Genomic DNA, 18,369 nt, shown 5'->3' with positions numbered 1-18,369 from the left:
TCACCCGGGAAACCGGGTGAGAGAGGTGCGATTAGCCGAGGATTTTTTCCAGCTCTGCACGGACTTCTGCGACAGGCTTGGTGCCGTCGACTTTGGCGTATTTGGTATTACCCGCTTGCGCTTCTTTAGAGTAGTAGCCGATCAGCGGAGCAGTCATCTGATGGTATTCCACCAGGCGCTTACGCACGGTCTCTTCCTGATCGTCTTTACGGGTGGTCAGCTCTTCGCCGGTCACGTCGTCTTTGCCTTCAACCTTAGGCGGGTTGAATTTGATGTGGTAAACGCGGCCAGACGCGGCGTGTACGCGACGACCGATGATACGGTCAACGATCAGTTCGTCCGGTACGTCGAACTCCAGCACGTAATCCACGTTGATGCCCGCTTCTTTCATGGCATCAGCCTGAGGAATGGTACGTGGGAAGCCGTCCAGCAGGAAACCGTTGCGGCAATCTTCCTGAGTAATGCGTTCTTTAACCAGCGCGATCACCAGCTCATCGGTCACCAGCTTGCCGGCGTCCATAATGTCTTTCGCCTGTTTGCCCAGCTCGGAGCCAGATTTAACAGCGGCACGGAGCATGTCACCGGTAGAGATTTGCGGAATACCGTATTTCTCCATGATGAACTGAGCCTGAGTTCCTTTACCCGCGCCCGGAGCGCCAAGCAGAATAATACGCATTGCGAAAATCCCCTCAAAAGTTGGTTCAATTTTTCAAAAGCGCTAAACAATACCATCAGAACGAATGTGGCTCAAGGAAGGCGGGAAGGCTGAAACGGTTAATGAGGGGAATATATTAGAAAGCCCTCTCCCGGGGGAGAGGGCTGTATGAAATGATTACGCTAACAGCAACGCATTCACGCGCTTGATAAACTGGTTTGGATCTTCCAGCGTGCCGCGCTCGGCCAGCAGGGATTGATCCAGCAGAAGTTCAACCCACTCGGCAAAGCGTGTCTCGTCCTGTGTCTCGGCCGCGCGTTTCACCAGGGCGTGATCCGGGTTCAGTTCAAAGATGTACTTCACTTCCGGTACGCTCTGGCCCGCAGCAGCGAACAGCTTCGCCATCTGGGTGCTCATATCGTCGGCTTCGGTAGTCACGATGGCCGGGGTATCGGTCAAGCGGTGAGTGAAACGCACCTCTTTCACGCGATCGCCCAGGTGGGTCTTCACGCGCTCAACAAACGGCTCCAGCGCTTTTTCCGCCTCTTTGGCGGTTTCGTCCACGTCATCCGCCAGCTTGTCGATGGACTCATCGGCTTTGGCAACGGACTGGAACGCTTTACCGCTGAACTCGGTCAGGTAGTTCATCATCCACTCATCGATGCGATCGGAAAGCAGCAGCACTTCGATGCCTTTCTTACGCAGCAGCTCCAGGTGCGGGCTGCTCTTCGCCGCGGCATAGCTGTCGGCGGTGATGTAGTAGATCTTCTTCTGCCCTTCCTTCATGCGGGAGATGTACTCTTCCAGCGACACGGTCTGCTCGGAGGAGTCGGTGTGCGTGGAGGCAAAGCGCAGCAGTTTGGCAATGGCTTCCACGTTAGAGGAGTCTTCCGCCGGGCCCTCTTTCAGCACCAGGCCGAACTGTTTCCAGAAGGTCTGGTATTTTTCCGCGTCGTCTTTCGCCAGCTTGTCCAGCATCTGCAGAGCACGTTTGCTCAGGGCGGTGCGCAGGTTGCGGGTGACGGTGCTGTCCTGCAGGATCTCACGGGAGACGTTCAGCGGCAGGTCGTTGGAGTCTATCAGGCCACGCACAAAGCGCAGGTAGTTCGGCATGAACTGCTCGGCTTCGTCCATGATGAACACGCGCTGCACGTACAGCTTCAGGCCGTGCTTGTGATCGCGGTTCCACATATCCCACGGGGCCTGCGCCGGGATGTACAGCAGGCTGGTGTACTCCTGCTTACCTTCCACACGGTTGTGGCTCCAGGTCAGCGGATCGGTAAAGTCGTGGGCGATATGCTTGTAGAACTCGGTGTACTCTTCGTCTTTGATCTCAGACTTGTTGCGCGTCCACAGCGCCTGCGCCTTGTTGATCTTCTCCCAGGAAATGACGGTTTCGCCGTCCTGCTCTTCCTGTTTTTCGATCTCGACCGGCAGAGCGATATGGTCAGAATATTTGCTGATGATGGAGCGCACGCGCCAGTCGTTAAGGAAGTCGTCTTCCCCTTCGCGCAGGTGCAGGGTGATCTCGGTCCCGCGATCGGCTTTGGTGATGTCGGCCACGGTATATTCGCCTTCGCCGTGGGATTCCCAGAACACGCCGCTTTCGGCGCTTTCGCCTGCCGCACGGGTACGCACGGTGACTTTATCCGCCACGATGAACGCCGAGTAGAAGCCCACACCGAACTGGCCAATCAGCTGGCTGTCTTTCGCCTGATCGGAACCCATCGACTGCAGGAAGGCTTTGGTGCCGGATTTGGCGATGGTGCCCAGATGATCAATGGCTTCATCGCGGGTCATACCGATGCCGTTATCGGCGATGGTCAGGGTGCGGTTCTCTTTATCAAAGGAGACGCGCACGCGCAGCTCGCCGTCACCTTCGTACAGCTCTGGCTTCGACAGCGCACGAAAACGCAGCTTGTCTGCCGCATCAGAGGCGTTAGAGATAAGCTCGCGCAGGAAGATTTCTTTATTGGAGTAAAGAGAATGGATCATCAGGTGCAGAAGCTGTTTTACTTCTGACTGGAAACCGCGGGTTTCTTGTCCTTTCATACTAAGTCGACCTCAACAATGCCATTTAATGGGGTTTAAAAGCGTTGAGGGAGAGATGGGGATACGCGGAAAGGTTTTCAAGCGGAGGCCACGCATGCAGCCTCCGTTTGGTCAGAAAATAATCTTGTGACGTCCGGCCAGAGAGTGTGACAGCGTGGTGCCGTCCACCATCTCCAGCTCGCCACCCACCGGAACACCGTGGGCGATGCGGCTGGCTTCAACGCCGGATTCGGCGCACAGCTCGGCGATATAGTTGGCCGTCGCCTCCCCTTCCACCGTTGGGTTGGTGGCGAGGATCACCTCGCTGATCGTTTCCGATTTCAGACGCTGTTCCAGACGGTCCAGACCAATATCATCCGGGCCAATACCGTCCAGCGGTGACAGGTGGCCCATCAGCACAAAGTAGCGGCCAGAAAATTGCCCGGTCTGTTCGATGGCGTAGATGTCCGCAGGACTCTCCACCACGCAGATCTGACCATTTTCCTGACGACGCGGATTAGTGCAGATGTTGCACACCTCCTGCTCGGTAAAGGTGCGGCAGTCCGCACAGTGACCGATTTCTGACATGGCGCGGGTCAGAGCCTGCGCCAGACGCATCCCGCCGCTGCGATCGCGCTGCAGCAGGGTAAACGCCATGCGCTGCGCTGACTTCGGGCCTACGCCCGGCAGGCAGCGTAGCGCTTCCATTAACTGCGTGAGCAGCGGACTGGTTTGCATCAGAACGGCATCTTAAAGCCCGGTGGCAGCTGCATTCCGGAGGATACAGAGGCCATTTTTTCTTTCTGGGTTTCGTCGATACGGCGCGCAGCATCGTTAAATGCAGCGGCGACCAGATCTTCCAGCATGTCTTTGTCGTCTTCGAGCAGGCTTGGGTCGATCTCCACGCGACGGCAGTTATGCGCACCGTTGATGGTCACTTTGACCAGACCTGCGCCAGATTCGCCAGTGACTTCCATCTGCGCGATCTCTTCCTGCATCTTCTGCATTTTTTCCTGCATCTGCTGGGCCTGCTTCATCAGACCACCCAGACCGCCTTTACCACCAAACATAGGCTTCTCTCTTCTTTCACGTTAAAGATAACAACCGTAAGTCAGACTCACGATCAAATGGGTCGAATACTCTCTTCATCCAGTTCTGCATCAAAGTAACGCTGCAGGGTCTGAATGTTATTATCCGCGATAATCGACTCACGCGCCTGCGCGAGTTTCTCTTCGTAAATGGCCTGACGCCACTCCAGCGGCGTTCGCACCGCCGGATTATCATCTTCAATGATAGTCAATTCAACCGGTGCGCCCTGTAATGTGGAGAGCGCCTCCGTCAGCACCTGTTGTGCGCTCGCCGAGTTCAGGTGACGCTGGCCCGGACGCAGATGCAGGCAGATCCGGTTGCCGTCCTGTTCACGCCAGGCGTTCAGGGCAACCTGCTCCACCAGCTTGGGCAGTTTCAGCTGACTGACCTCTGCCGCCCAGGCATCACGCTCCAGCGACTCTCCGGCAAGCTTAGCGGCCAGTTCCGGCGTCTTCTCGTGCTCCAGCGCCTTTTTCAGCGCCTTCGGCGTGGCGACTTCTACCTTCACCTCTTCGGTGACGGTGGTGGCTTTCCAGCGATACGCTTCTTTCTTTGCCGGAGCCTGTGGCTCAGGCGTGGCCGAGGCAGAACGCGTCTGCACCCGATCCGTGACCGAGGCCAGACGTTCAAGCGCGGCGTTATTTACCGGCCGCGCTCTTGCAGGCGCTGCCGGTTCACTCTTTTTTGGCTTGGTTGCTCCCTGCGCGCGTTGCAATTGACTGCGGGCGGCGAGCACCGAACTGGTGGCATCCGACAGCGGCGCATCGTGGCGCGGCGGCGGAGGCGCACTCTGCTGCACGGGCACCTGCGGCGGCGTCAGCACTGCAGTGGGGGCGACCGGGGCAAACGACGGCTGCTGCACCTCGGGTTCCGGCAGCGGCATGCGCGGATGGAACGCCAGCGCGCGCAGCAGGGTCATTTCAACCCCCATACGGCGGTCAGGGGCGAACGGCAGCTCTTTACGGCCAATTAACAGGGTTTGATAGTAGAGCTGCACGTCGGTTGGCGGAATGGTTCGCGCCAGCTCACGCATGCGCTGCTCAATCGCGGCCATGTCCGGACCCAGCGCCGCCGGGGAGAGCTGTACCATCGCGATGCGGTGCAGCAGGCTGAGCATCTCAACCAGCAGGGCTTCCCACTCGATGCCGCGCGCCGCCGAGGCGTTGACTAACTCCATCACCCGCTCGCCGTTGGCCTCGACCACCGCCTCAATCAGCGACAGGGCCTGATCGTCATCCAGGGTGCCGAGCATGGTGCTGACCGCCAGGGTGGTCAACTGACCGTCGCCGCTGGCAATCGCCTGATCGGTGAGGCTCAGGGCGTCGCGCAGGCTGCCGTCGGCGGCACGCGCCAACAGCTGCAGGGCACGCGGTTCATGCGTGACCTGTTCTTCATTCAGAATATGTTCAAGCTGATCGCGGATCTGCCCGACATCCAGCGCCTTCAGATGGAACTGCAGGCAGCGGGACAGGATGGTCACCGGCAGCTTCTGCGGATCGGTGGTCGCCAGCAGGAACTTGACGTGTGCAGGTGGCTCTTCCAGCGTTTTCAGCAGGGCGTTAAAGCTGTGGCGCGACAGCATGTGCACTTCATCGATCAGGTAGACCTTGAAGCGGCCACGCGCCGGCGCGTACTGGACGTTGTCCAGCAGATCGCGGGTATCTTCGACTTTGGTGCGTGAGGCGGCATCGATCTCAATCAGATCGACAAAGCGCCCCTGCTCGATTTCACGGCAGTTATCGCAGACACCGCACGGCGTGGCGGTGATCCCGCTTTCGCAGTTGAGGCCTTTCGCCAGTAAACGGGCGATAGAGGTTTTACCGACGCCACGGGTGCCGGAAAAAAGATAGGCGTGATGGATACGTCCTAGCGATAAGCCGTTCGCCAGGGCGGTCAGCACATGTTCCTGGCCGACAACGTCAGCAAAGGTTTGGGGTCGCCATTTACGGGCTAACACCTGATAACTCATGGGCAGGCTCTGCAACGCTGGAAGGTGGATATTCAGGGGGGTAATGCTAACACAACCTCACCCGTTGGGCGAGGTTGCGGGCGGGAGGATTAATGTCCCGGGAATGGCACGAGGCAGTAGCTGGTGATGCCCTGTTTTTCCAGGCGCTGTTCGCCACCCAGATCGAACAGGTTGATGATGAAGGCCGCATCGGTCACTTCGCCACCCAGACGACGGATCAGCTTCACGGTTGCCTCAATGGTGCCACCGGTTGCCAGCAGATCGTCAACCACCAGCACTTTATCGCCTGGCTTGATCGCATCGATATGGATCTCGAGCTGATCGGTGCCGTACTCCAGCTCGTAGCTCTCGGCGATGGTTTCGCGTGGCAGTTTGCGTGGCTTACGCACCGGCACAAAGCCGACGCCCATCGCCAGCGCAACCGGGGCGCCAAACAGGAAGCCGCGGGCTTCGGTGCCGACAACTTTGGTGATCCCGGCGTTTTTGTAACGCTCTACCAGCAGTTCAATGCTGAGGGCGTACGCTTTCGGGTCTTCCAGCAAGCTGGTGACATCACGGAAAAGGATGCCAGGTTTTGGGTAGTCCTGGATGCTTTTGATGCTGTTTTTAAGGTATTCAAGCTGCTGCGCAGTTGCGGTCATAAATGGATGCCTGATGAAAACGGTGTTACTCACGGAGCGGATAGTGGGTCGGTCAAGGTAACAATTGTTTAACCTTTAACCAGGCCTGCCCGTGCTCGAAAACGGTCGAATTTACTGGCTGCGCACAAGAATTGCAACAGCCAACCCGAGGATTATTGCTTTTGTTGCTTTTCATCAACCACGGGGATCCGCCACATGAAAATCAGCAGGCATGAGAGGATCGCCAGCAGCAGGATCCGCACCCACATGATCTTTACCAGCCATAATGAGATGGCGAAGGTAATAAGGATAACGGCAATAGCCCGCGGCTTCGCGCCGGGCGGCATGGCGCGGTGCTGTTGCCAGTGGCGCAGATAGCCGCCAAACCACGAGCGATACAGGAGCCAGTGGTGAAAACGCGGCGAGGAGCGGGCGAAGCACCAGGCCGCCAGCAATATAAAGGGCGTGGTTGGCAGAAGGGGCAAAACGACGCCCAGCGTGCCGAGCACTACCGCAAGCCAGCCAATGATGAGTAAAATAGTACGCTGCATAATGCGAATCGTTATCAAAATGAACGGCTACTGTACCACTGGAGAGCGGATTGAAAACAGCCTTGCTTTTACAGACGCTGCAAAATCAGCTGACGGCCCTGCGAAACCAGGCCGCGCCTCTGATGCAGCACGCTACCCTGAAGCCGCGTTTTGACCGGCAGCTGTTCCGCACCCGCAGCACGCTGATTAAAGATTACCTGGATGAAGCCCAGCACAATCTGGATGAGCTGGGTCGTGCGGTGGAGAAGGCACAAACGGAGCAGGTGACCTGGCTGGCCACCCATCTGGCGGAGCAGATCGCCGCCCTGCACCGGGAGATCGCCGCCTGGCCTTTACGGGTCTGGGACAGCCCTTCTGCCGGGGCAACTAAATGGCAGCGCAAGCGCCTTGAGCATCAGGAGTTTGAGCGGCGGCTATGTGAGATGAAGTCTGAACGTGAGACCCGGCTGAACCAGGTCGAAACGCTGGAAGAGCAGCAGATGCTGATGCGCGAAATTACCGCGCTGGAGGGGCGGCTTGAACGCTGTCGTAAGGCACTGGATGATATTGAGCGCGTGATTGCGCGTCTGACCCGTTAACAGGAGTAGTGTGTGTCACTGGAAAACGCCCCCGATGAAGTGAAGCTGGCCGTGGATCTGATTATGCTGCTGGAGAATCATGATATTCCCGCCGAGACGGTGCTGAAGGCGCTGGAGATTGTGAGGCGGGATTTTGAGGGGAAAATATCCCCTCACCCCGGCCCTCTCCCCTGAGGGGAGAGGGTGAAAGGTCATGTCACGCTGGCGTCGGATCGTCACCCTTCACTTCACGTTTCACTTCCGTATGCTCGTCGCCCTTCTCATTGCGCAGATGCACTTCAAGCTGGTTGAACGCGATGTTGATGTCGTTCTCGCGGCACAAGCGTTCAATGCTGCGGTTCAGTTCATCCACGGTGTAGCTGCGGTCGCGCAGTTCACGCACGTAGAGACGCAGCTCGTGATCCAGCGTGCTCGGGCCAAAGGTGGTGAAGAACACCGCCGGTTCCGGATCGTGCATCACTTTCGGATGTTCCATCGCCGCCTGCAGCAGGATTTTTTTCACTTTATCCAGATCCGAACCGTAGGCCACGCCGAGACGGATCACCACGCGGGTGATGGTGTCGGAGAGCGACCAGTTGATCAACCGCTCGGTCACGAAGGCTTTGTTCGGGATGATCACCTCTTTCCGATCGAAGTCGGTGATGGTGGTCGCACGGATACGGATCTTGCTGACGGTCCCCGAGAAGGTGCCGATAGTCACGGTATCGCCAATGCGCACCGGACGCTCGAACAGGATAATCAGACCCGATACGAAGTTACCGAAGATCTCCTGCAAACCAAAACCAAGACCCACCGACAGCGCCGCCGCCAGCCACTGCAGTTTGTCCCACGAGACCCCGAGCGAACCGAAGACGGTCATCGCCCCCGCCACCAGAATCACATAGTTCAGAATAGTGGTGATGGCGTAGGAAGCCCCCTGGCGCATATTCAGGCGCGAAAGCACCAGCACCTCCAGCAGACCCGGCAGGTTGCGGATCAGAGCCCAGGCCACCATCGACGACACCAGCGCAAACAGCAGGCTGCCCATGGTGACGTTTTTCACCACTGCCGCCCCCGCTTCGGTACCGTTGTAGTGCCACAGGGTGATGCTGTCGAGATAGGCGAAGACGGTGATTAAATCTGACCAGATGGCCCAGAACATCACGCCGAACAGGGCGATCATCACCAGCATGGTGATACGCAGCGTCTGCTGGTTCACCTGCTCCAGAGCAATGGTCGGCTCCTCCTGCGGCTCCGCGCCTTCGGCCCCCTCTTTCACCATATTCTGCCGACGCGCCAGGGCGCGGCGATAGGCGATACGCCGGGCGGCAACGCTCAGCCCGCGCAGGACGGTCTGGTAGAGCAGGTTCCAGAGGATCACCAGATAGACGGTTTCAATCCAGCGGCCTGACAAACGCAGGGTGGTATAGAAATAGCCGGTAGCCGTCAGCACCATCAGCGCCAGCGGGATAATGGACAGCACGGTGACCGTCGCCAGACGGATGGCGTGGGACTCTTTATCCCGCCAGCTGTCGCGGCACATCGGCCACATCAGGACGGCGATCAGCAGCAGGTTAAGCAGAATGACGAACTGCCCCAGCACATCGTCCATCAGGTGCAGCGGGGAGAGCTCGGCCACCACCGACCAGAAATGCAGCGGCAACAGTGCCAGGCTCACCCGCACGATCTGGCGTCGCCAGTGGCTGGTGAGCTGGGCAGGCATATTGAAATGACTCACCGCCACGCCGTCTTTTTCCAGCACTTTCCAGCACAGGCCAAACACCAGCCAGAACAGCGCCAGTTTTTTGCTGAAGGCCCACAGCAGATCGCTGATATTGAGCTGCATGGTGAGCAGGATCAGTCCCGCCGCCAGAATTAACAGACAGACCGGCAGGGCGCGGATCAGATCGATCAGAATCGCTTTCGGGGTGTGAAGCTGGCTGTCATTACGCAGCTGCCCCACTTCACTCGCCAGCTTCGCCTGGTATTTTTTCAGCCAGCCGAGACGCCAGCGGATTAACCCGGCAATCAGCAACAGCGGCAGACCCGCCAGGAAGGCAAAGGCCACCGCCGGACCAGCTTTTTCCCAGTTAACGGTGATGTTCATCCCTTTAATCTGGTCTTTCAGCATGCCCGGGAAGGATTTGATCCAGTCCCAGTCCATCGGTTTGTTGCTGTTTACCCAGAAGATCTGCTGGGTGAGGATCTCCTGCAGGCTTTTGGAGACGCTCACCAGCTGCTGCTGGTTGATCTGCAGGTTAATGGCCATCATCAGCTGATTGCCCAGCTGCTTATTCAGCTGATCGAGCAGCTCGCGGCGCATATCCACCACCTGCAACAGCGCGTCGTGGACTTCATCATTGACGTCGCTGCTGTGCCCCTCTTCCACTTTGGCAACGAAGGCATCGCTCTGGAACAGGGCGTCGCGCTGCTGGTTGACCTCAAACTGTTCAAGACGCAGATCCGCAATGCGGTTGGTCATGTCCTCCAGCTCATCGGCGGAAGGCAAGGTTTGCTGCTGCTGATACAGGATACGCGACAGCAGCAGACTGCCTTTCAGGACGGCGATCTGCTCTTTGATGTTGCGTTCAGACTGCAGGGCGCGATCCAGCCAGTTTTTAACTTTGATGTTCTGCTGAACCAGCGAGTTGCCGTTTTCGGTCGCGGTGATCAAACGCTGGCTGAGCTGGTGGTTGGCATCCAGCTCCTGCTTCACCAGCGGGTTTTCCTGGATGCGCGCGGTTTCGTCCGGGTTGACGGCCTCCTGGGCGGTTTTCTCCGTCAGGGTCAGGCGCTTGCTGTTAACGGCCTCCTGCAACAGCTGGAGTTGATGCTCCAGACGGTTGATGTTGGCGGTGACATAGTCGCGCTGCTTTTGCAGGGTATCCTGCAGGACGGTGTTACCTTCCAGACTCTTACGCTGCTGTTCGATCTGCGCATTGAGCAGTTGCTGCTGGGCCAGGAGTAGCGTTTGTTGGGTCGGGCGTAATGCCGCTTCGCCCGCGGAGGTTCCGTTCAGGCGATTGCGGATCTGCTGCAGCTGTTGCGACGCAGTGTACATTGCATTCTGCACGCGCTCCGGCTGGGTTTGCAGGGACACCAGCTGGCTGTTGTAGGTGGCCAGATCGCTTTGCGCGGTTTGTAAATCGTCGAGCAGCTGCGCCACGCGCAGTTCCAGCTGACGCAGGGATAAGGTCGCCAGCGTTTTGCGGGTCTCCGCATCATTATCGACATCGCCCAGCGCATTGAGGCTCTCGGTCGCCTTGCGCATCGCTTCCGGCGCCTGAGCCACTTTCTGGCGAAGCTGCGTGGTTTCGGCTTTGATCCGCTCGAGCTTGTCGACCGTCTCAAGGGTTTCCGTCAGATCCTGCTGGACCAGCTTGTCCTGCGGCGTAAGCTCTTTCTGTTTGCTCAGGGCGTCGAGCTGGCTCTGAACATCTGCCCGCGTAGGGATGTCGCTGGTATTATCGGCACGCGCAAACGCAGCCGGTGAAGCCATCAACGAGAGAAAGAAAACCAGAATAAAGGCAAAAATGGGATGCTGTTTGCGTGTGTAGTGCAACATAGTTATGTGTGATTCGTGTGATGAATGACCAGGAAGACCGGCGTGAAGAATATCACGGCAATCGGGCGCAATATAGCGTCAACAGGTGGCTCCCGGACAATTCCTGGGGTCAGGCCGGGAGCGGCTCTGGCTGCCCACGCAGGGTTGGGCAGAACTGGTACATCTCCAGCAGGATCGCCACGTAATCACGGGCTTCACGTTGCAGATCAAAAGACTGGGGGGCAAAAAGCCAGTTTTCCATAATGCCGGAAATATAACTGCGCATCAGAATAGCGGCGCGACGGGTTAATAGATTGGCCGGTAACATGCTGGCTTTAATACAGTGCATCAGGGTCTGTTCGATACGATCGTAACTCTCCAGACACAGACTGCGCTGCGCCTGTTGCACCACCGCCATCTCCCCGACAAACTCACATTTGTGGAAGATGATCTCCATCATCAGGCGACGACGCTCTTCAATAACAGTCGCCTCAAGGATATAGACCAGAATCTCTCTTAAAACTGAGAGTGGATCGTCAGGGAATTTTGCCCGATACTCAGTCTCGAGATCCCCAATATTGGATTCTGAAAGCTCCCAAATTTCACCAAATAAATCTGACTTATTTTTGAAATGCCAGTAAATCGCTCCACGGGTTACCCCAGCCGCCTGAGCAATCTGTGCCAGCGACGTGGAAGAGACCCCTTGTTGCGAAAACAAGCGCAAAGCAACATCAAGGATGTGCTGGCGTGTCGCAAGTGCTTGTTGTTTGGTTTTTCGTGCCATACCCAGGTGAATTTACAGGAGTCAGATTTACATACATTTATGAATGTATGTACCATAGCACGACGATAATATAAACGCAGCAATGGGTTTGTGGACGCGTGATCCATTGATCAATTTGAAATCGGAAACTCGAGGTTTACATATGAACAAAAACAGAGGGTTAACGCCTCTGGCGATCGTTCTGATGCTCTCAGGCAGCTTAGCGCTTACAGGATGTGACGAAAAACAGGCTCAACAAGGGGCTCAGCAGGTGCCAGAAGTTGGCGTCGTGACGCTCAAATCCGAACCTCTCCAGATAAAAACAGAACTACCCGGCAGAACCAGCGCTTACCGCATTGCTGAAGTGCGTCCACAGGTGAGTGGCATCATCCTGAAACGTAATTTTACGGAAGGCGGCGATGTTAAAGCCGGTGAATCTCTGTATCAGATTGATCCCGCTACCTATCAGGCTAATTACGAAAGTGCAAAAGGCGATCTGGCAAAAGCCCAGGCTGCGGCAAAAATTGCTCAGCTGACCGTCAGCCGTTATCAGAAACTGATTGGCACCCAGTACATCAGCCAACAGGAATTCGATAGCGCCCAGGCCGATGCCCAGCAGGCTAACGCTGCGGTTACTGCTGCGAAAGCCGCGGTTGAAACTGCACGTATTAACCTGGCCTATACCAAAGTGACCTCGCCTATCAGCGGTCGCATTGGTAAATCGTCAGTGACCGAAGGTGCTCTGGTGCAGAGTGGCCAGACCAACGCGCTGGCTACCGTGCAGCAGCTTGACCCGATCTATGTCGATGTCACCCAGTCGAGCAATGATTTCCTGCGTCTGAAACAGGAGCTCGAAAACGGCACCCTGAAGCAGGAAAACGGCAAAGCGAAAGTGGAGCTGGTCACCAGCGACGGTATCAAGTTCCCACAGGCTGGCAGCCTCGAGTTTTCTGACGTAACGGTCGATCAGACCACCGGTTCTATCACCCTGCGCGCCATCTTCCCGAACCCGAACCATACGCTGTTACCGGGTATGTTCGTTCGTGCAAGCCTGGAAGAAGGGACTAACCCAACCGCACTGCTGGTTCCACAGCAGGGTGTGACCCGTACGCCGCGCGGCGATGCCAGTGCAATGGTCATTGGCGCTGAAGACAAAGTCGAAGTCCGTCAGATCACGGCAACCCAGGCGATTGGCGACAAATGGCTGGTCACCGACGGTCTGAAAGATGGCGATCGTGTCATCATTACCGGTTTGCAAAAAGTTCGCCCGGGCGCCCAGGTTAAAGCGCAAGAGGTCACGTCTGACAATCAACAACAAGCCTCCGCAGGCGGCCAGTCAGAACAACCTAAGTCTTAACTTAAACAGGAGCCGTTAAGACATGCCTAATTTCTTTATCGATCGCCCCATTTTCGCGTGGGTGATCGCCATCATCATCATGCTAGCCGGGGGACTTGCGATCCTGAAGCTGCCAGTCGCGCAATATCCAACTATTGCGCCGCCAGCAATTTCAATCGCCGCAACCTACCCAGGGGCTGATGCCAAAACGGTGCAGGACACCGTAACCCAGGTTATCGAACAGAACATGAACGGTATCGATAACCTGATGTACATGTCCTCCAACAGTGACTCCACCGGTACGGTGCAGATCACGCTGACCTTCGAATCCGGTACGGATGCGGACATCGCTCAGGTTCAGGTGCAGAACAAACTGCAGCTGGCGATGCCGTTACTGCCGCAGGAAGTTCAACAGCAGGGTGTGAGCGTGGAGAAATCCTCCAGTAGCTTCCTGATGGTTGTCGGCGTTATCAACACCAACGGCACCATGACGCAGGAGGATATTTCCGACTACGTGGGCGCCAACATGAAGGACGCCATCAGCCGTACTTCTGGCGTGGGTGACGTGCAGCTGTTCGGTTCCCAGTACGCGATGCGTATCTGGATGGACCCGAACAAACTGAACAACTTCCAGCTGACGCCAGTGGACGTGATCACCGCGATTAAAGCGCAGAACGCCCAAGTGGCAGCCGGTCAGTTAGGCGGTACGCCACCGGTCAAAGGCCAGCAGCTCAACGCCTCGATCATCGCGCAGACCCGTCTGACCTCGGCTGATGAGTTCAGTAAAATTCTGCTGAAGGTGAATCCGGACGGTTCCCAGGTTCGCCTGCGTGACGTGGCGAAGGTGGAGCTGGGCGGTGAAAACTACGACGTTATCGCCAAGTTTAACGGCCAGCCGGCATCCGGTCTGGGGATCAAACTGGCGACCGGCGCGAACGCCCTGGATACCGCTACCGCGATCCGTGCTGAATTGAAGAAAATGGAACCTTTCTTCCCGTCAGGCCTGAAAATCGTTTATCCGTATGACACCACGCCGTTCGTTAAGATCTCGATTCACGAAGTAGTGAAAACCCTGGTCGAAGCGATCATCCTGGTCTTCATCGTTATGTACCTGTTCCTGCAAAACTTCCGTGCGACGCTGATCCCTACCATCGCCGTTCCGGTCGTCCTGTTGGGTACCTTTGCGATACTGTCGATCTTTGGCTATTCGATAAACACCCTGACGATGTTCGGGATGGTGCTGGCGATAGGCCTGCTGGTGGATGACGCCATCGTGGTAGTGGAAAACGTCGAGCGTGTTATGTCCGAAGAGGGACTACCGCCGAAGGAAGCCACCCGTAAATCGATGGGTCAGATCCAGGGCGCGCTGGTCGGTATCGCGATGGTACTGTCGGCGGTATTTATTCCGATGGCCTTCTTCGGTGGCTCAACCGGTGCGATTTACCGTCAGTTCTCCATCACCATTGTGTCGGCGATGGCTCTGTCGGTACTGGTCGCTCTGATCCTGACCCCGGCCCTTTGTGCCACCATGCTGAAACCAGTCGCCAAAGGCGATCACGGCGAAGGCAAAAAAGGCTTCTTCGGCTGGTTTAACCGCATGTTTGATAAGAGCACGCACCACTACACCGACAGCGTGGGCAACATCCTGCGCAGCACCGGTCGTTATCTGCTGCTCTATATCATCATCGTGGTCGGTATGGCGTACCTGTTCATTCGTCTGCCAAGCTCCTTCCTGCCGGACGAAGACCAGGGCGTATTCCTGACCATGGCCCAGCTGCCAGCAGGTGCATCCCAGGAACGTACCCAGAAAGTGCTGGATGAGGTCACCGATTACTACCTCACCAAAGAGAAAGCCAACGTTGAATCGGTGTTTGCGGTTAACGGCTTCGGCTTTGCGGGTCGTGGCCAGAACACCGGTATCGCCTTCGTTTCTCTGAAAGACTGGGCTGACCGTCCGGGCGAAGAGAACAAGGTTGAAGCCATTACTGGCCGCGCGATGGGTACCTTCTCGCAGATTAAAGATGCGATGGTCTTTGCCTTTAACCTGCCAGCGATCGTTGAGCTGGGTACGGCAACCGGCTTTGACTTCCAGCTTATCGATCAGGGCGGTCTGGGCCACGAAAAACTAACTCAGGCGCGTAACCAGCTGTTTGGTGAAGTCGCCAAACATCCTGACCTGCTGGTGGGCGTGCGTCCTAACGGCCTGGAAGATACGCCGCAGTTCAAAGTGGATATCGATCAGGAGAAAGCACAGGCGCTGGGCGTTTCTATCAGTGACATCAATACCACGCTGGGCGCGGCCTGGGGCGGTAGCTACGTCAATGACTTCATCGACCGCGGTCGTGTGAAGAAGGTGTACGTGATGTCTGAAGCGCAGTACCGTATGTTGCCTAGCGATATCAACAACTGGTACGTTCGCGGCAGTAACGGTCAAATGGTGCCATTCGCCGCCTTCTCTACCTCACGCTGGGAGTATGGCTCGCCGCGTCTGGAACGTTACAACGGTCTGCCATCCATGGAGATCCTTGGTCAGGCTGGACCGGGTAGAAGTACCGGTGAGGCCATGAACCTGATGGAAGAGCTGGCGCAAAAACTGCCAGCAGGCATCGGTTATGACTGGACGGGGATGTCCTATCAGGAACGTCTGTCCGGCAACCAGGCCCCTGCCCTGTATGCCATCTCTCTGATCGTGGTATTCCTGTGTCTGGCGGCGCTGTATGAGAGCTGGTCGATTCCGTTCTCGGTTATGCTGGTTGTGCCACTGGGGGTCATTGGCGCCCTGCTGGCGGCCACGTTCCGCGGTCTGGGTAATGACGTTTACTTCCAGGTGGGCCTGCTCACAACCATTGGCTTGTCGGCGAAGAACGCGATACTTATCGTGGAATTCGCCAAAGATCTGATGGATAAAGAGGGCAAAGGGCTTATTGAAGCCACGCTGGACGCGGTCCGTATGCGTCTGCGTCCGATTCTGATGACCTCCCTGGCCTTTATCCTTGGTGTTATGCCACTGGTCATCAGCACGGGTGCTGGCTCCGGTTCTCAGAACGCCGTAGGTACTGGCGTAATGGGCGGGATGGTCACCGCAACCGTACTGGCTATCTTCTTTGTTCCGGTATTCTTTGTGGTGGTACGTCGTCGTTTCAGCCGTAAAAACGACGATATCGAACACAAACATTCGGTGTAAGACCACCGGAACCTGTTGTTAACCGTTAAAAAGGCCGCTAATGCGGCCTTTTTTTTGGCAATTGAAAATCATAAAATAAGCTTATGGGCGGTTTATATATTTTATGTCGGCTTTAAACGACTTCTCATATTTAACCCATTCCTCTTACATAAATTCTTAAATTCATGCGTTGCTTCTGAGTTATTAAGAGTATTCCTGGTGTTTTTTGTTTGTGATGACGCCTGATTGTTTTTTTGAAATGGGCGTAAAATCGAGACGGGTGATAAGAAAGGATCGTCCTGCGGGTAAAACAATATATAACATAGTGACCGCCAAACCCTTTAACCTGTGGCGTAATTGTAATTTTTCGTAATAGCGCGGTGAAATCCTGATCAGAGTAGATTATAGTTAACGTTAAGACGCATACAGTAGTCGTTGACGCTAAGTCAGTTGTACCCTTCCCGACAACGATGTTCGGTGAGTAAAAAATCACTCAAAAAGGGGATGCGCTATGGACGAATACTCGCCCAAAAGGCAAGATATTGCACAGTTGAAATTCCTTTGTGAATCCCTGTACCATGACTGCCTGACCAATCTCGATGAGAGCAACCATGGCTGGGTGAATGACCCTACTTCTGCCATTAATTTGCAGTTAAACGAGTTGATTGAGCATATAGCAGCCTTCGCCCTTAATTATAAAATTAAGTATAACGAAGATAATAAGTTGATTGAGCAAATTGACGAATACCTGGATGACACTTTTATGTTATTCAGCAGCTACGGCATTAACGCGCAGGATTTGCAAAAATGGCGTAAATCAGGCAATCGGCTTTTTCGTTGTTTTGTCACTGCAAGCAGGGCTAACCCGTTAGCTTCTCCGGTTAAAATTATTACAAACAATTAGGTGAATTTATGTCTGATAAACCATTAACCAAAACAGATTATTTGATGCGTTTGCGACGCTGTCAGTCAATTGACACCCTTGAACGTGTGATTGAGAAAAATAAATACGAGCTTTCTGATAATGAGTTAGCGGTATTCTATTCTGCAGCCGATCATCGCCTGGCTGAACTTACCATGAATAAGCTGTACGATAAAATCCCGACCGCTGTGTGGAAATTTGTACGCTGATTGGGTGACACCCAGCGGAAACGCTGCGTGGTACTGAACAGTTTGACCGCCTCATCTGACCCGCCCTTTTCTGGCAACTGTTATGTTTTTTCTTAGCGTAACTGTTACTTTCCACAAACATTGTGGTCACTTAAAATACACGGATCCCCCCGTTTTGAGTTGATTTAGAAAGGGCAGAAGATGACCGAGATACAACGCCTGCTTACCGAAACCATTGATGACCTCAATGTTCGCGAAAAGCGTGACAACAGACCGCGCTTTAGCATCAGCTTTATTCGCAAACATCCGGGCCTGTTTGTCGCCATGTACGCCGCCTGGCTGGCTACGCTGGTAGTGATGCTGCAGTCGGACACGCTGATCGGTTCCGTCTGGCTTCTGGTGGTATTGTTCGTCGTCTTTAACGCCTTCTTCTTCTTTGACGTTAATCCGCGTTACCGCTACGAAGATATTGATGTGCTCGATTTTCGCGTCTGCTACAACGGTGAGTGGTACAACACGCGCTATGTGCCCAACCAGCTGATCGACAGCATCCTGCACTCACCCCAGGTTGACTCCCAGCAAAAAGAGAAGCTGCAAAAAATGATCGCCACCAAAGGCGAGCTCTCTTTTTACGACGTCTTCACCCTGGCCCGCACGGCTGCCTGAAGCCCGCTCTGACCTGCCGCCGACAGCCTCGCTGTTAGCGGCAAGCCTCTTATTCTGGCCTAACGTTTCTTCTTACGACCCTGCACCGCCTTGAACCGCGGATTGGATTTGCATATCACATACAGCCGTCCCTTACGTTTGACGATCTGGCAATCCGCATGTCGTTTTTTGGCGCTGCGCAATGAATTGAGAACCTGCATATTTACCCTTCCTGAAATGAATTGTTATAACATAACAATTAGCATATCCGAGTGGCGGTGGAAAAACAACCCACGGCGGATAAGCGGCCCGTAAACTCATCTAAAATAGTTCTAC

General features: G+C 55.5%; 17 protein-coding genes and 1 other annotated feature. Of the genes, 7 read left to right on the top strand and 10 right to left on the bottom strand.

What is annotated here, in order from left to right:
* Nucleotides 1–31: 31 nt before the first annotated feature.
* The 7 genes from adk to SOM40_RS05170 form a co-directional block, all read right to left on the bottom strand.
* Nucleotides 32–676, bottom strand: a complete 645-nt coding sequence (gene adk, locus SOM40_RS05200) for an adenylate kinase (protein ID WP_106992193.1) — start codon at nucleotides 674–676, stop codon at nucleotides 32–34.
* A gap of 156 nt (nucleotides 677–832) precedes the next feature.
* A complete protein-coding gene (gene htpG, locus SOM40_RS05195; protein ID WP_320530637.1) occupies nucleotides 833–2,707 on the bottom strand; it encodes a molecular chaperone HtpG in 1,875 nt (624 codons plus the stop codon).
* A gap of 111 nt (nucleotides 2,708–2,818) precedes the next feature.
* Nucleotides 2,819–3,424: a recombination mediator RecR gene (recR, locus tag SOM40_RS05190; RefSeq protein ID WP_261641990.1), complete on the bottom strand. Its 606-nt coding sequence runs from the start codon at nucleotides 3,422–3,424 to the stop codon at nucleotides 2,819–2,821.
* On the bottom strand, nucleotides 3,424–3,756 hold the full coding sequence (locus SOM40_RS05185) for a YbaB/EbfC family nucleoid-associated protein (protein WP_032616874.1): 333 nt from the start codon (nucleotides 3,754–3,756) through the stop codon (nucleotides 3,424–3,426). Before SOM40_RS05185 ends, recR begins: the two co-directional genes overlap by 1 nt.
* 53 nt (nucleotides 3,757–3,809) lie before the next feature.
* Nucleotides 3,810–5,744, bottom strand: coding sequence for a DNA polymerase III subunit gamma/tau (gene dnaX / locus SOM40_RS05180; protein WP_262672406.1), 1,935 nt, complete (start codon nucleotides 5,742–5,744; stop codon nucleotides 3,810–3,812).
* Nucleotides 4,416–4,480: a sequence feature (DnaX frameshifting element), on the bottom strand. Its footprint overlaps the gene before it by 65 nt.
* A gap of 89 nt (nucleotides 5,745–5,833) precedes the next feature.
* Nucleotides 5,834–6,385 (bottom strand): adenine phosphoribosyltransferase, encoded by a 552-nt coding sequence (gene apt, locus SOM40_RS05175; protein ID WP_106992189.1) that lies wholly within the window; start codon nucleotides 6,383–6,385, stop codon nucleotides 5,834–5,836.
* A gap of 152 nt (nucleotides 6,386–6,537) precedes the next feature.
* Nucleotides 6,538–6,915: a DUF454 family protein gene (locus tag SOM40_RS05170; RefSeq protein WP_106992188.1), complete on the bottom strand. Its 378-nt coding sequence runs from the start codon at nucleotides 6,913–6,915 to the stop codon at nucleotides 6,538–6,540.
* A 50-nt stretch (nucleotides 6,916–6,965) separates the two neighbouring features.
* On the opposite strand from SOM40_RS05170, the gene priC reads away from it, so the two are divergent.
* Complete coding sequence (gene priC / locus SOM40_RS05165; protein WP_262672407.1) at nucleotides 6,966–7,493, top strand: primosomal replication protein N''; 528 nt, start codon at nucleotides 6,966–6,968, stop codon at nucleotides 7,491–7,493.
* A gap of 12 nt (nucleotides 7,494–7,505) precedes the next feature.
* The gene (rsmS, locus tag SOM40_RS05160; RefSeq protein WP_166181749.1) at nucleotides 7,506–7,667 is read left to right on the top strand and encodes a pleiotropic regulatory protein RsmS; all 162 of its coding nucleotides are present in this window, start codon (nucleotides 7,506–7,508) and stop codon (nucleotides 7,665–7,667) included.
* A gap of 22 nt (nucleotides 7,668–7,689) precedes the next feature.
* Here rsmS and mscK read toward each other — a convergent pair whose 3' ends face one another.
* A complete protein-coding gene (gene mscK, locus SOM40_RS05155) occupies nucleotides 7,690–11,037 on the bottom strand; it encodes a mechanosensitive channel MscK (protein ID WP_320530636.1) in 3,348 nt (1,115 codons plus the stop codon).
* Nucleotides 11,038–11,146: 109 nt separating this feature from the next.
* Nucleotides 11,147–11,800 carry a multidrug efflux transporter transcriptional repressor AcrR gene (acrR, locus tag SOM40_RS05150; protein WP_106992184.1) on the bottom strand — a complete coding sequence of 218 codons (654 nt, stop codon included), beginning with the start codon at nucleotides 11,798–11,800 and terminating at the stop codon, nucleotides 11,147–11,149.
* A 142-nt stretch (nucleotides 11,801–11,942) separates the two neighbouring features.
* On the opposite strand from acrR, the gene acrA reads away from it, so the two are divergent.
* The 5 genes from acrA (at nucleotide 11,943) to SOM40_RS05125 (ending at nucleotide 18,054) form a co-directional block, all read left to right on the top strand.
* Nucleotides 11,943–13,136, top strand: a complete 1,194-nt coding sequence (acrA, locus tag SOM40_RS05145; protein ID WP_106992183.1) for a multidrug efflux RND transporter periplasmic adaptor subunit AcrA — start codon at nucleotides 11,943–11,945, stop codon at nucleotides 13,134–13,136.
* Between the two features lie 22 nt (nucleotides 13,137–13,158).
* Nucleotides 13,159–16,299 (top strand): multidrug efflux RND transporter permease subunit AcrB, encoded by a 3,141-nt coding sequence (acrB, locus tag SOM40_RS05140; RefSeq protein ID WP_166181747.1) that lies wholly within the window; start codon nucleotides 13,159–13,161, stop codon nucleotides 16,297–16,299.
* Between the two features lie 490 nt (nucleotides 16,300–16,789).
* On the top strand, nucleotides 16,790–17,182 hold the full coding sequence (gene tomB / locus SOM40_RS05135) for an Hha toxicity modulator TomB (protein WP_106992181.1): 393 nt from the start codon (nucleotides 16,790–16,792) through the stop codon (nucleotides 17,180–17,182).
* A gap of 8 nt (nucleotides 17,183–17,190) precedes the next feature.
* On the top strand, nucleotides 17,191–17,409 hold the full coding sequence (gene hha, locus SOM40_RS05130; RefSeq protein ID WP_032616864.1) for a hemolysin expression-modulating protein Hha: 219 nt from the start codon (nucleotides 17,191–17,193) through the stop codon (nucleotides 17,407–17,409).
* 180 nt (nucleotides 17,410–17,589) lie between these two features.
* Complete coding sequence (locus SOM40_RS05125) at nucleotides 17,590–18,054, top strand: YlaC family protein (RefSeq protein WP_225759391.1); 465 nt, start codon at nucleotides 17,590–17,592, stop codon at nucleotides 18,052–18,054.
* Between the two features lie 59 nt (nucleotides 18,055–18,113).
* Here SOM40_RS05125 and ykgO read toward each other — a convergent pair whose 3' ends face one another.
* On the bottom strand, nucleotides 18,114–18,254 hold the full coding sequence (gene ykgO / locus SOM40_RS05120; RefSeq protein ID WP_106992179.1) for a type B 50S ribosomal protein L36: 141 nt from the start codon (nucleotides 18,252–18,254) through the stop codon (nucleotides 18,114–18,116).
* Between the last annotated feature and the right edge of the window lie 115 nt (nucleotides 18,255–18,369).

The organism is Leclercia sp. CFBP8987 (assembly GCF_034044995.2).
Lineage (GTDB): Bacteria > Pseudomonadota > Gammaproteobacteria > Enterobacterales > Enterobacteriaceae > Enterobacter > Enterobacter tamurae.
This window is presented reverse-complemented; position numbering and strand designations above follow the sequence as displayed.

Bases quoted from the DNA above. Each gene is read 5' to 3' on its own strand.
- SOM40_RS05170 (WP_106992188.1), bottom strand. From the start codon at position 6,915: ATGCAGCGTACTATTTTACTCATCATTGGCTGGCTTGCGGTAGTGCTC.
- mscK (WP_320530636.1), bottom strand. From the start codon at position 11,037: ATGTTGCACTACACACGCAAACAGCATCCCATTTTTGCCTTTATTCTG.
- hha (WP_032616864.1), top strand. From the start codon at position 17,191: ATGTCTGATAAACCATTAACCAAAACAGATTATTTGATGCGTTTGCGA.
- tomB (WP_106992181.1), top strand. From the start codon at position 16,790: ATGGACGAATACTCGCCCAAAAGGCAAGATATTGCACAGTTGAAATTC.
- ykgO (WP_106992179.1), bottom strand. From the start codon at position 18,254: ATGCAGGTTCTCAATTCATTGCGCAGCGCCAAAAAACGACATGCGGAT.
- SOM40_RS05125 (WP_225759391.1), top strand. From the start codon at position 17,590: ATGACCGAGATACAACGCCTGCTTACCGAAACCATTGATGACCTCAAT.
- htpG (WP_320530637.1), bottom strand. From the start codon at position 2,707: ATGAAAGGACAAGAAACCCGCGGTTTCCAGTCAGAAGTAAAACAGCTT.
- acrA (WP_106992183.1), top strand. From the start codon at position 11,943: ATGAACAAAAACAGAGGGTTAACGCCTCTGGCGATCGTTCTGATGCTC.
- apt (WP_106992189.1), bottom strand. From the start codon at position 6,385: ATGACCGCAACTGCGCAGCAGCTTGAATACCTTAAAAACAGCATCAAA.
- SOM40_RS05185 (WP_032616874.1), bottom strand. From the start codon at position 3,756: ATGTTTGGTGGTAAAGGCGGTCTGGGTGGTCTGATGAAGCAGGCCCAG.
- dnaX (WP_262672406.1), bottom strand. From the start codon at position 5,744: ATGAGTTATCAGGTGTTAGCCCGTAAATGGCGACCCCAAACCTTTGCT.
- acrB (WP_166181747.1), top strand. From the start codon at position 13,159: ATGCCTAATTTCTTTATCGATCGCCCCATTTTCGCGTGGGTGATCGCC.
- acrR (WP_106992184.1), bottom strand. From the start codon at position 11,800: ATGGCACGAAAAACCAAACAACAAGCACTTGCGACACGCCAGCACATC.
- adk (WP_106992193.1), bottom strand. From the start codon at position 676: ATGCGTATTATTCTGCTTGGCGCTCCGGGCGCGGGTAAAGGAACTCAG.
- recR (WP_261641990.1), bottom strand. From the start codon at position 3,424: ATGCAAACCAGTCCGCTGCTCACGCAGTTAATGGAAGCGCTACGCTGC.